Annotated in this window: 7 protein-coding genes and 1 pseudogene; 5 read left to right on the top strand and 3 right to left on the bottom strand. The window is 68.8% G+C overall.

The genetic code is table 11. The annotated features are described in order from the left end of the window. Positions 1-211 precede the first annotated feature (211 nt). The 3 genes from JMF90_RS12555 to JMF90_RS12565 all read left to right on the top strand — a co-directional run bounded on the left by JMF90_RS12555 (position 212) and on the right by JMF90_RS12565 (position 4,271). Positions 212-2,017 (top strand): winged helix-turn-helix domain-containing protein, encoded by a 1,806-nt coding sequence (locus tag JMF90_RS12555; protein ID WP_011545660.1) that lies wholly within the window; start codon positions 212-214, stop codon positions 2,015-2,017. 229 nt (positions 2,018-2,246) lie between these two features. Then, positions 2,247-2,672, top strand: a complete 426-nt coding sequence (locus tag JMF90_RS12560) for a DoxX family protein (protein ID WP_027807789.1) — start codon at positions 2,247-2,249, stop codon at positions 2,670-2,672. Between the two features lie 111 nt (positions 2,673-2,783). Next, entirely contained in the window at positions 2,784-4,271 is a 1,488-nt protein-coding gene (locus tag JMF90_RS12565; RefSeq protein ID WP_201317355.1) for a mechanosensitive ion channel family protein, read from the top strand. A 174-nt stretch (positions 4,272-4,445) separates the two neighbouring features. Here JMF90_RS12565 and JMF90_RS12570 read toward each other — a convergent pair whose 3' ends face one another. After that, positions 4,446-5,354 (bottom strand): LysR family transcriptional regulator, encoded by a 909-nt coding sequence (locus tag JMF90_RS12570; protein ID WP_012337491.1) that lies wholly within the window; start codon positions 5,352-5,354, stop codon positions 4,446-4,448. A 121-nt stretch (positions 5,355-5,475) separates the two neighbouring features. On the opposite strand from JMF90_RS12570, the gene JMF90_RS12575 reads away from it, so the two are divergent. Both JMF90_RS12575 and JMF90_RS12580 read left to right on the top strand, forming a co-directional pair. Beyond that, positions 5,476-6,381 carry an AraC family transcriptional regulator gene (locus JMF90_RS12575; RefSeq protein WP_201317354.1) on the top strand — a complete coding sequence of 302 codons (906 nt, stop codon included), beginning with the start codon at positions 5,476-5,478 and terminating at the stop codon, positions 6,379-6,381. 99 nt (positions 6,382-6,480) lie between these two features. Beyond that, positions 6,481-7,644: an aldose epimerase family protein gene (locus JMF90_RS12580; protein ID WP_201317353.1), complete on the top strand. Its 1,164-nt coding sequence runs from the start codon at positions 6,481-6,483 to the stop codon at positions 7,642-7,644. Positions 7,645-7,671: 27 nt separating this feature from the next. Here the strand turns inward: JMF90_RS12580 and JMF90_RS12585 are convergent, their stop codons facing one another. Beyond that, entirely contained in the window at positions 7,672-8,532 is an 861-nt protein-coding gene (locus tag JMF90_RS12585; RefSeq protein WP_124592436.1) for a PhzF family phenazine biosynthesis protein, read from the bottom strand. 16 nt (positions 8,533-8,548) lie between these two features. Continuing rightward, positions 8,549-8,674 (bottom strand): annotated as a pseudogene (locus tag JMF90_RS12590) (TrmB family transcriptional regulator); the annotation flags it as partial.

An 8,674-nucleotide genomic window follows, 5' to 3' on the forward strand; every position in this document is an offset into this window, starting at 1 on the left:
GAAACGTGCGTGGCCTCGCCGTATTTCGGTGCCTGGGCGGTGCTCGGGCGCAAACAGCGCCGCACGGCGGTATTTTTCGTCATTTCAAAAAATTCGAGCCGTTCATTCTGATAATTTGAATCATTCGACCATGCAAATACCGTAGCATTGATGCGGAACCGGCACCCGATTTCAGTGGGGCGCCGTTGAATGTCACCCTCAAGAAATTCTCATGATCCGGATTGGAACACTTCACGTTTTTCTCGACAGACGTGAAATTCGTTCGAACGGCAAGCTGCTGCGCATCGGCAGCCGCGCATTCGAAATTCTCGAGCTGTTGATTCGGGCGAACGGTGCGCTGGTATCGAAAGACGACATCATGCAGCGCGTATGGCCGCACACCGTGGTGGAGGAAAACAACCTGCAGGTGCACATCGCGTCGCTGCGCAAGGCGCTGGCCGGCGACCGCAACCTGATCGTGACGGTGCCGGGCCGCGGCTATCGGCTGGTCGCCGGGCAGGACGACGGCGACGCGCCCGTGCGTCCCGCGACGTGGCGGCCGTCCGCGGCGCCGAGCACGCTGTTCGGCCGCGAACAGACGGTCGCCGACGTGCTGGCCGCGCTGCAGGGCGCGCGCGTCGTGACGCTGGTCGGCGCGGGCGGCATCGGCAAGACGCGCGTCGCGATCGAAGCGGCGGCGCGCGCCGACGCACGCTTTCCGGAAGGCACAGTATTCGTTTCGCTCGCGACCGTCGCGTGTCCGCGCTTCGTGCCTGACGCGCTGGCCGGCGCGTTCGGCATCACGCAGCCGACCGGGTCGCTGACCCTCGAAGCGGTGCTCGCCAGCGTCGCGCGTCGCCGGATGCTGCTCGTGCTCGACAATTGCGAGCACCTGCTCGACGCCGCCGCGCAGATCGCGAGCGCGCTCACCGATGCGGACGACGGGCTGTGCGTGCTCGCGACGAGCCGCGAATCGCTGCGCATCCACGGCGAGCGCGTGTGCCCGGTGCCGCCGCTCGACGTCCCCGACGAAGGCGCGGGCGACCGCGAGGCGATGAACGCCAGCGCGGTGCAGTTGTTCGCGGCGCGGGCCCGCGCGGCCGATCCGCGTTTTCCGCTCGACGCGCGCAGCCTGGCGTTGATGGCGTCGGTCTGCCGCCGCCTCGACGGCCTGCCGCTCGCGATCGAGCTGGCGGCGGCCCGCGCCGCCGTGCTGGGCATCGACGTGCTGGCCGCCCATCTCGACGATCACTTCCGGCTGCTGACCGGCGGTTTTCGCACCGCGTTGCCGCGCCACCAGACGCTGCAGGCGATGTACGATTGGAGCTACCGGTTGCTCGGAGACGCCGAGCGCCTGCTGCTGCGATGGCTCGGCGTGTTTCGCGACGGCTTCTCGATCGAGGCCGTGCGCGAGGTCGTCGGCGCCAACGGGCTGGCCGGCGCCGATCTGCTCGATACGATCGCCGGCCTCGTGTCGAAATCGCTGGTGATCCTCGAAACCGCGCACGGCGTGCCGCGCTACCGGCTGCTGACGACCACGCGGGCCTACGCGCAACAGCAGCTCGACAGTCACGGCGAGGGGGCGGCTGCGGCGCGCGCGCACGCGACCTACTTCCTCGCGTTGTTCCGGCGCGCGGCCCACGATGGCGACGCGCCGGGCAGCGGGCCGGAGGGCGCGACCCGGCTCGATGCGGTCCGGCGCGAGCTCGGCAATCTGCGTGCCGCGCTCGACTGGGCATTTTCGGCCCAGGGCGACGCGGCGCTCGGCATCGCGCTTACGGCCGTCGCGGTGCCGTGCCTGTTCGATCTGTCGCTCGTCGACGAATGTCGCGAGCGCGCGCGTGTCGCGCTCGATGCGATGCGCGACGCGGATGCAACCGGGGTATCCGACGATGCACGCGTGCGGGTGCTGGCCGCGTATGCGGCGGCGCTCGCGCATACCGCGGGGTCGACGCAGGTCGTGCACGATGCGTGGTCGGAGGTCCATGCACTCGGATTCGATGCGGCCGAGGCCGAGCTGCCGTCGCGCGAGTCGTGACGCCGGCTTCGTGCGCGTCCCCGATGTTTCAGAACGATTCAGCCCGGATACAGGACGGCGGCAGGCGGCGCGCGTAGATTGCCTGAACGGCGCGTGCCGACACTCCGTCGGCACGCATGCGCATCGACCACGTGCGCTCGCCGACGTCGCGCGATCCCGCTGAACGCCGGCGCGGCGCAACGCCCGGCGCACGCGTCGCCGTGCATCCCGCTCAACCGACGAACCGCGCATGAAACCTGACCAACCCGACCTTTCCCGTCACGCGACCGATCTCGGCCTGCTGTTCCTGCGCGTCGCCGCCAGCGTGCTGTTGCTCGTGGTGCACGGCTTGCCAAAGATCGTGCATTACACGGCCGAAGCCGCGGCCATCGAAGATCCGTTCCATCTCGGCCGCACGCTGTCGATCCTGTTCGCGATCTTCGCGGAGGTCGTGTGCCCGGTCTTCATGATCGTCGGTCTGTACCCGAGGCTGGCGGCGCTGCCGGTGATGATCGTCACGCTCGTCGCGCTGGTGTTCGTCCACCCCGACTGGCCGCTGCGCGATGCGCAGTTCGCGTGGATGCTGCTGATCCTGTTCGGCACGATCGCGATCGCGGGCGCCGGCCGCTACGTGCTGCCGCTGCCATTGCCGGGCGTCATGCGCCGGCGCGCCTAGCCGCGGCCAGCACGTCGGCGGCCCGCACGCCATGTGCCCGACGATTCCGTCCGCGCGGCGACGTACGTGCCGCCGCGTCCATCCTTTCGCACACCGCGCGTGCGTTCCGACATGTTGAATTTCTCCGATACGGCGCTCTACGGCGCGCCGATCGTGCTGGCCGATCTCGCCGCGTGGCGGCTGGTCGGGCGCAATCGCGCCGTGGCGCGCGCCATCCGGCGCTGTGCGGCGTTCGCCGCGCTGAGCGCGGTGCTGTTCGCGACCGGCGTGAGCCCGCTCGCCGTGCCCGCGTCGCTCGGCGGGCTCGATCGGATCGTGGTCCAGGCCGTCTGCATCGCCTGGTGGCTTCAGTGCGCGATCGTGTTCAGTCTGCTGCTCAATCATCTGCTGCTGCCGCATGCGTGGCGCAACCAGCGGCTGTTTCACGACCTCGCCGAAGCCGTCGTGTTTGGCGCGGCCGCGGTGGCCGCCCTCGGCTACGTGCTCGGCCTGCCGTTGAGCGGCCTGGTCGCGACCTCCGGCGCCGTGGCGGTGATACTCGGCCTCGCGCTCCAGAACACGCTGAACGACGTGTTCTCCGGGCTCGTGCTGAATACCACGCAACCGTTCCGGCTCGACGATACGGTCTCGATCGGCGAGCTCGAAGGGCGCATCGTCGAGAGCAACTGGCGTGCGACGAAGCTGATCGACAGCCTCGGCAACCTGGTCGTCGTGCCGAACAGCATCGCGGCGCGCGCGACGATCGTGAATCTCAGTGAACCCGCGGGTCTGCACGGCGTGACGCTCGCGCTCGACCTCGATCCCGCGGTGCGGCCGGCGGTGGCCGTCGGTGCGCTGGAGCGGGCCGCGGCGAGTTCGCTCGACGTGCTCGCGCGCCCCGCGCCGATCGCGGTCGTGAAGGCGTTCCGCGCGAACGCGATCCAGTACGAACTCGTCTGCTACGTCGACGCGCTGCAGAAGAAAATCACCGTGCGCAACGCGCTCTACGATCTCGCGCATCGGCATCTGGCCGCGGCGGGTGTCGCGTGGCGACCGCTCGCGGGTCCTGCGCCGGCGGCTGCATCGTCATCGACCTCGCCAGGGCAGCCGGTATCGCGCCGGCTACTGCTGTTGCGCGCGGTCGAATTGTTCGCGCGCGTGGACGACGACGATCTGGCCGTGCTGGCCGATGCGCTGGTCGCGCGTTCGTTCGGCAAGGGCGACGTGATCTACGCGTCGAATGCGGAATCGCGCGTGCTGACGATCGTCGAATCGGGCGTCGCGGCGGTGTTCGTGCCGGGCGCGTCCGGCGATGTGGAAGTCCGGCGGATGGCGCCGGGCGATGCGATCGGGCAGTCCGTCGTGCTCGCCGGCACGCGGCTTCATGCGACCGTTCACGCGGTGACCGCGATGACCGTGCATCAGCTTCGCAGCGAGGATCTGTCGGCATTGATCGCGAGGAAGCCGGCGCTCGGCAGGCTGATGTGCGAGTCGCTCACCGACCATATCGCGACCGAGGAACGGGTGATGATTCCGCCGGTCGAGAAGGCGCACGCCGGGTTCAGCCTGATCGGCTGGCTCGAGAAGGAAATGAAACGGCTGCACGATTCGCTCGGCTGACGTGCGGCCGGATCGCGAGGGTCGCCGGCGCGAGGGGATGGGCATGCGCTTTCTTTCGCGGCGCGTGGCGCCGTGCCGGGGCGCTGCATGATGCGCGCGATGCCGGGCCGTCAGCCATCGACGGGCGGCCGGCGTGTGTGGTCCCCGCGTGCCGGCGGGCCGCGAACGGACGCGTCAGTCCGGCGTCGTGAAACGATCGACGAGATCGGGCTGGTCGAGTTGCTCGACCCACCAGTGCAGCGCGCGGCCCGCCTCGTCGCCACGCCACGCGAGATAGCAGTGCGTGGTATCGCGCATGCCGGTCACCTGGCGCGCGACGAGCTTGCCGTCGGCGATCGCGCGCGCCGCGATGCATTCGGGCAGCGTGCCGACCGCGAGCCCTTCGCATTGCGCTTCCAGCTTCGCGGCCAGCGTCGGTACCGCGAGATACGGCTGGCCCGCATCGATCGCGACCGACTGCGGCTGCAGTTCGCGCGATGTATCGCTGATCACCGCGCCGCGATACTGGACGACCGACGCCATCGACAGCGGTTCGGGCAGCGCCGCGAGCGGATGGGACGGCGCGACCGCGAACACGTGTTTCAGCGAGCCGATCGGCCTTGCGACGATGCCCGGCAATTCCGGCGGTTCGCCCGCCGCGCCGACGACGAGATCCGCCCGCCGCGAAATCAGCGCATCCCACGCGCCGCCGAGCACTTCCGTCGACAGCCGCAACCGCGTGTCCATCCCGAGTGCGTAGAACCGGTGGACGTACGGCCACAGCGCGTCGAACGGCAAGATCTCGTCGATGCAGACGCGGACTTCCGTTTCCCAGCCCTGTTGCGCACGCAGCGCCTTCATTTCGAGCTGCTCGGCCGCACGCAGCAGGCGCCGGCCTTCCTCGACGACGATGCGGCCCGCATGCGTGAGCTTCGCGCGCCGTCCGCTGCGGTCGAACAGCGCCACGCCGAGATCGCTTTCGAGCTTCTGCACCAGGTACGTGAGCGCGGACGGGACCCGATGCAGCAGTTCCGCTGCTTCGGCAAAGGTGCCGGTGCGGTCGATCGCGTCCAGGGCTTCGAGCGCTTCGAATGACAGCTTCATCGCGAATTCCGGTAGGGGGTGGCTGGCGCATCATACCAGTGCGGGGTGCGGCGCGAGCAGCGTGCGTCGCCGCGATTTGCTAGAGTGATAAGCCTCGTCATTCACCTTCCCGCCTCGCCCCATGAGCGCCCCGCAGCCGGACACCCCATCGTCCGATTTCCTCCCGGCCGACGTCAGGCAGACCGTCGTCACGCAAGCGTTGCCGAACGGGCAAATCGGTATCGTCCGGCTCAAGAGCTTGCGCAGGAACATGGGGCTGACCGCGCCCTATGAACTCGAGAATACGGACCTGATCGTGCTGCAGTTGCACCCGTTCGGCGAGCAGGATCTGTGGCTCGACGGCCGCCCCGCACCGTTCGTTCCGTATGACGCGGGAACCGTGTCGATCTACGATCTCGACCGTCGCTGGGTGGCCGACCTCCAGGGTGCGTTCGATTGCCTGCATTTCCATCTGCCGCGCCACACGCTCGAGGAAACGGTCGACGACCTCGGCGGCCGGCAGCGGCCGCAGCTTTATCTGCCGCCGCATCTGAGCACCCACGACTCGATCATCCATGCGCTCGGGCACGCGCTGCTGCCCGCGCTGGCCCGCCCCGCTGAAGCGTCGCAGATCTTCATCGATCACGTGGGGCTGGCGTTTCAGGCGCACGTCGCGCATCGTTACGGCGGCGTCGGCGAGCGGCGGGAAAGGTCGGACGGCAAGCTCACGCCGTCGCAGGCGCGCCGCGCGAAGGAGTTGCTGCTCGCGCACCTCGACGGCAACATCGGTCTGGCCGACGTGGCGAGCGCGTGCGGGCTGTCTCGCGGCCATTTCGTCAAGGCGTTTCATCGAACGACCGGGCTGCCGCCGCATCGCTGGCTCATCGTGCAGCGCGTCGAACGGGCAAAGGAATGGATGCGCGACCCGAACATGCCGTTGAGCATGATCGCCGTTGCGTGCGGCTTCGCCGATCAGAGCCATTTCTCGCGCACCTTCACGCGCTTGACCGGCGTCACGCCTCGCCGGTGGCGCGCGGACCATACGTGAGCGTCGCGATGCGGATGCGGAGCACGGCATGACAAACGCGGCGACGTGCAGGCACGCAACTTGCGCACCGGCACGGGCCGCATCACTTGGGAGGTCTTCATGAAACGACGCTGGCCGCGACGACCGATGCTCGCGATAGGTGTGTTCGCAACGTTCGGGCTGCACGCAGCCGTTGCATCGGCGGCGCCCGAAGTCTCGATCAGCCGCGCCGATTACGGGACGACCGCGACCGGGCAGGCGGTGAGCCAGTACACGCTCGCGAACCGGCGCGGCGTGACGCTGAAAGTCATCACGTACGGCGGTATCGTGACCGCGCTCGACGTGCCTGACCGCACCGGGCACGCGGCCGACATCGTGCTCGGCTTCGATTCGCTGCGCGACTACGAGGCGCACAACGGCAACATCCATTTCGGCGCGCTGATCGGCCGGTATGCGAACCGCATCGCGGGCGGGCGCTTCGCGCTCGACGGCAAGACGTGGAAGCTGCCGGTCAACGACGGGCCGAACACGCTGCACGGCGGCCCCGACAGTTTCGACGCGAAGGTCTGGACGGTCACCGGCACGCACAGCGACACGACCGGTTCGAGCGTCACGCTGCGCTACGTGAGCCCCGACGGCGAGAACGGCTTCCCCGGCACGTTGACGACGGACGTGACCTATACGCTGACCCGCGACAACCAGATCCGCATCGACTACCGGGCCACGACGGACAAGGATACGGTCGTCAACCTGACCAACCACAGCTACTTCAATCTGGCCGGGCAGGCGGGCGGCAGCGTCGAGCGGCAACTCATCGAGATCGCCGCATCGCGCTTCACGCCGACCGACGATACGTCGATTCCGACCGGGCAACTGGCGAGCGTTGCGGGCACGCCGATGGACCTGCGCCAGCTGACGCCGATCGGCGCGCATTTGCGCGATGCGTATCCGCAGCTCGCGATCGCGCATGGCTACGACCAGAACTGGGTGCTCGACCAGGGCGGCCAGCCGGCGCCGGCGTTCGCCGCGCGTGCCTACGACCCGGCGTCGGGGCGTTTCCTCGAGCTGTACACGACGCAGCCGGGGCTGCAGTTCTATACGGCCAACGGGTTGAACGGCAGCGTCGCGGGCAAGGGCGGCACGGTCTACCGGCAAACCGATGCATTCGCGCTGGAAGCCGAGCATTTTCCCGATTCGCCGAATCATCCGGCCTTCCCGTCGACGGCGCTCAAGCCGGGCGAGACGCTGCACGAAGTGACGGTGTGGCGGGTGGGCGCGCGATGAGCGGCGGCGTCGGCGGGCGCGCGTCGATCACACGTTGATCACGCCGCGCCCGAGTTCGATCACGCGCCCGCCGACGCCGATTTTGCCCGCTGCATCGACCGACAAGTGCAGCAGGCAGGGCCGGCCGACGGCTTCGCCCTGTTCGACCCGAAACGCGGCCGGCAGATCGTGACTGGCCGCAAGCAGCCAGCCGCCCAGGTTCGCACAGGCCGAACCGGTGCCCGGATCTTCCGCCACGCCGCCGCCTTGCTTCACGAAGAAGTAGCGGGACACGACCGTCCCCGGGCGCGCGTCGTCGAATGCGAATACGTACGCGGTCCTGCGGCCGAGGCTGCTTGGCGGCCAGATGTCGACGCGCGCGCCGTCGGGCCGCGCGCGCCGCACGGCGGCCGGGTCCTTGAGCGCGACCAGCAACTGGTCGGCACCGGTATTGACCCACAGCGGCGGCGCGAGCAGATCGTCCTCGGCGAGCCCGAGCAGGGCCGCGACCTGCGCATCGGGCAACGCGCATGGCGCGGTGTTCGGCATGCCGGCGTGCGGCGCGATGAAGGTCCACACGTCGTCGCGCGCGGTGACGTCGACGACGCCGGCCTTGAATTCGAGCGACAGCGCATCGCCTGCCTCGAGCAGATCGCGCACGACGTGCGCGGTGCCGAGCGTCGGATGGCCCGCGAAAGCCATCTCGTAGCCGGGCGTGAAGATCCGCACGCGCGCGTGCCCGCGATCGGACGGCAGTACGAAGGTCGTCTCCGACAGATTGAACTGCACGGCCAGCGCCTGCATGGTCGCGTCGTCCATGCCGCGCGCATCGTCGAACACGCACAGCGGATTGCCGCCGAACGTCGATTCGGCGAAGACGTTCAGCAGGCGAAAGGTGTATTGGGTCATCGATATCTCGTCGAGGTCAGCCCTGCTTGTCGGGCGGCGCAAGCATCGCCTGCATGTCGGGATGCTTCAGCACTTTCCGGTATTCCGCCGGACCCATTGCGTCGATCAGTACGCGGCCGCTCACGTCGGCCTTGATGTACTC

Origin of the sequence: Burkholderia sp. E168m23 (genome assembly GCF_016586125.1) — a bacterium.
Taxonomy (GTDB): domain Bacteria; phylum Pseudomonadota; class Gammaproteobacteria; order Burkholderiales; family Burkholderiaceae; genus Burkholderia; species Burkholderia orbicola.

What these genes read in the sequence shown, in the direction of transcription:
- JMF90_RS12575 (WP_201317354.1), top strand. Translation starts at nt 5,476, where the DNA reads ATGAGCGCCCCGCAGCCGGACACCCCATCGTCCGATTTCCTCCCGGCC.
- JMF90_RS12560 (WP_027807789.1), top strand. Translation starts at nt 2,247, where the DNA reads ATGAAACCTGACCAACCCGACCTTTCCCGTCACGCGACCGATCTCGGC.
- JMF90_RS12585 (WP_124592436.1), bottom strand. Translation starts at nt 8,532, where the DNA reads ATGACCCAATACACCTTTCGCCTGCTGAACGTCTTCGCCGAATCGACG.
- JMF90_RS12580 (WP_201317353.1), top strand. Translation starts at nt 6,481, where the DNA reads ATGAAACGACGCTGGCCGCGACGACCGATGCTCGCGATAGGTGTGTTC.
- JMF90_RS12555 (WP_011545660.1), top strand. Translation starts at nt 212, where the DNA reads ATGATCCGGATTGGAACACTTCACGTTTTTCTCGACAGACGTGAAATT.
- JMF90_RS12565 (WP_201317355.1), top strand. Translation starts at nt 2,784, where the DNA reads ATGTTGAATTTCTCCGATACGGCGCTCTACGGCGCGCCGATCGTGCTG.
- JMF90_RS12570 (WP_012337491.1), bottom strand. Translation starts at nt 5,354, where the DNA reads ATGAAGCTGTCATTCGAAGCGCTCGAAGCCCTGGACGCGATCGACCGC.